Source organism: Mycobacterium sp. UM_11, assembly GCF_001414075.1.
Lineage (GTDB): Bacteria > Actinomycetota > Actinomycetes > Mycobacteriales > Mycobacteriaceae > Mycobacterium.
In genome coordinates this window covers 1-2,227 of the sequence record NZ_LATC01000206.1, presented here as the reverse complement: position 1 = coordinate 2,227, position 2,227 = coordinate 1, and the positions used below count along the sequence as shown (strand labels likewise).

At 66.3% G+C, this 2,227-nt stretch carries 2 protein-coding genes and 2 pseudogenes; 1 reads left to right on the top strand and 3 read right to left on the bottom strand.

Translation table 11 applies throughout. The annotated features are described in order from the left end of the window. Positions 1–22 precede the first annotated feature (22 nt). A pseudogene (locus WU80_RS24590) lies at positions 23–361 on the top strand (carboxymuconolactone decarboxylase family protein); the annotation flags it as partial. 9 nt (positions 362–370) lie between these two features. Here the strand turns inward: WU80_RS24590 and WU80_RS24585 are convergent. The 3 genes and pseudogenes from WU80_RS24585 to WU80_RS24575 all read right to left on the bottom strand — a co-directional run. Next, positions 371–802, bottom strand: a complete 432-nt coding sequence (locus WU80_RS24585; protein ID WP_055405681.1) for a tautomerase family protein — start codon at positions 800–802, stop codon at positions 371–373. Positions 803–815: 13 nt separating this feature from the next. After that, a complete protein-coding gene (locus WU80_RS24580) occupies positions 816–1,958 on the bottom strand; it encodes an LLM class flavin-dependent oxidoreductase (RefSeq protein WP_055405680.1) in 1,143 nt (380 codons plus the stop codon). Positions 1,959–2,036: 78 nt separating this feature from the next. Next, positions 2,037–2,227: pseudogene (locus WU80_RS24575) on the bottom strand (peptidase S15); the annotation flags it as partial.

Here is a 2,227-nt window from a genome sequence, read left to right as displayed (position 1 = left end):
CAGATGTGTATAAGAGACAGGCCTGCCCTTCGCGCCCACGCGAGACAACCCGTATTCGGGAGCGGGCATCCTCAACTTCGTCTTCGGCGAGATGTGGTTGCGGCCCGGGCTGGGCATGAAGGAGCGCCGCCTGATCACGTTGGCGTGCGTCGGATTCCAGGACGCCCAATACCCGATCATGTCCCACGTCTACGCCGCTCTGAAAAGCGGTGACGTCTCGTTTGACGAGGTGGACGAGCTGGCACTGCATTTCGCCGCGTATTACGGATGGCCGAAGGCGTCCTACCTCAATCAGGTCATCGCCGAGCAAAAGCAACGTGTTCTCGACGAGGCGGGCTCGGACGCATCGGTGCTGCGGTGACCGCGGTCATCAGTCCTCGGAAACCAGCCCTTTCACTTGCTGGTAGTAGATGATCTGGCCGCCGCCGGCCCAATTTCCCTCTGGGATCTCGTGTATCAACGTCCACACGTGAAAAGCCCGCTCGCCCCGCGGATCTATTTCCGCCGCCGCGCACACCGCCGCGTGCACGTCCGCGGCGAGTTGTTCCTTGCGGTCCTTGTCGAGCGCTCCCGCGAAAACAGTTACGTCGACCCGAAAACGCGGCGCACCGGGACCGCGCCCGCCCACCGAGAGCTCCGCCGCGTCGATCGCATGCGTGTAAACCCAGGTGTTATCGCGCAAGAACGGGGTGTCCGGGGCGCGCTCGGCGCGCAGCAAAGCGGCGACCAACTCCTCGGTCAAGTGGCTCAGGGCGCGATCGTCAACGGCGCCGCGGACGAACGTCAGGTCGATCATCGGCATCGCGGCTCCTCGCTCATAACTTCCGCAGGCCGCGCACGACCTTGATGTACGGCGCGGTCGCCGCCGCGCTCTTGCGCAAACTCGGTTGAATCGCACCGGCATTGCCCACCACCACATGGCGCAGTCCGTTCTCGCGGAACTCGGCAATCTGCTCGATGACCTCGTCCGGCATTCCGACCGCGAACAACTCGCGGACCAGCGATGCCGGGGCCTGGGCCGCGTACGACAGGGCCGTCCGCTCGTCGATTGTCTGCGGCATCAGGTCCTGCACCCCGGTGAAATCGGCGCCCATCGGGTGCTGGGCGCCGTGGCGCGCCCAGTCTTTGGCGGGCGAGTTGAGCGTGAACACCTTGGCGATGTCGGACTCCACGACCTGGTCGATCTCGTCGCGGGACCGCCCGGTCACGATGAATCGGATGAGCGCGGGGGTGATGGACATCGGGTCGCGGCCGGCATCGGAAGCCGCGCTGCGCACGATGTCGAGTTGCTCGCCGTATTCGGTCGCCCGGGTGGTTCCCGGGAACCAGCCGTCGGCATAGCGCCCGGTGGCGCGCATCATCCGCGGACCGTGGGCAGCGATCCAGATGGGGGGCCACTTGCCCTTGTACGGGGGCAGGGCGAAAGTCGCTTTGTGCAAAGGGAAGAACGGCGAGTCCCGGCTGACCAGTTCGCCACGTGAGTCCCACAGCGCACGGATGGTGGCGACCGCCTCCTCGAAGCGCGCCACCGGCTTCGACCAGTCCACGCCATAGGGCGCGTTGCTCTCCCGCTCGCCGGTACCGATGCCCAGCACCGCCTTGCCGCGGGTGAGCAGGTGCAGCGAGGCGACCGCCTGGGCGGTGACGGCGGGATTACGCCTGCCGGTGTCGGTGACGGCCACCCCGAGGCGCATCCGGCCGAGCCGGTTGCGGCCCGCGAGGTATCCCAGCATGGTCCACGGCTCCAGGTGGGCGTCCATCTTGGGGATGAGCCGGGCCGCGCCCACGTGCTTGGGCGTCCACATCGATGGCGGCAGTACCGAATTGAGATGGTCGGCCACCCAGAAGGAGTCGGCGCCGCAGGCCACGCCGGTAAAATAGTCGGCGCGGATCAATGGCTTCGGGCCGAACCGCGAATTGATGGTGTTGTGCATGACACCCACGCCGAACCCGGCCATTGCTTGCGCTCCTTCAAGCCGCCGGCCTAAGACTAGCCGATCGGCTACCCGGGACGATAGATGATCACTACCCGTTCATCAATGCCCCCCGAGCACCGGAAGCAACAGCCGCGACGCGGAGCGCACCGTGTTCAGGCTGGAGGTGCCGACGCTGGCATGGCGCAACTTCATGATCGCCGGCATCGAAGGGTCCTGGTCGTCGCTGGTGAGCGTCACGCGGATGCGGTGACCCGCCTTGAACCGGCGGGCGTTGGGAACCAACGGGATTC

What these genes read in the sequence shown, in the direction of transcription:
- WU80_RS24585 (WP_055405681.1), bottom strand. Translation starts at nt 802, where the DNA reads ATGCCGATGATCGACCTGACGTTCGTCCGCGGCGCCGTTGACGATCGC.
- WU80_RS24580 (WP_055405680.1), bottom strand. Translation starts at nt 1,958, where the DNA reads ATGGCCGGGTTCGGCGTGGGTGTCATGCACAACACCATCAATTCGCGG.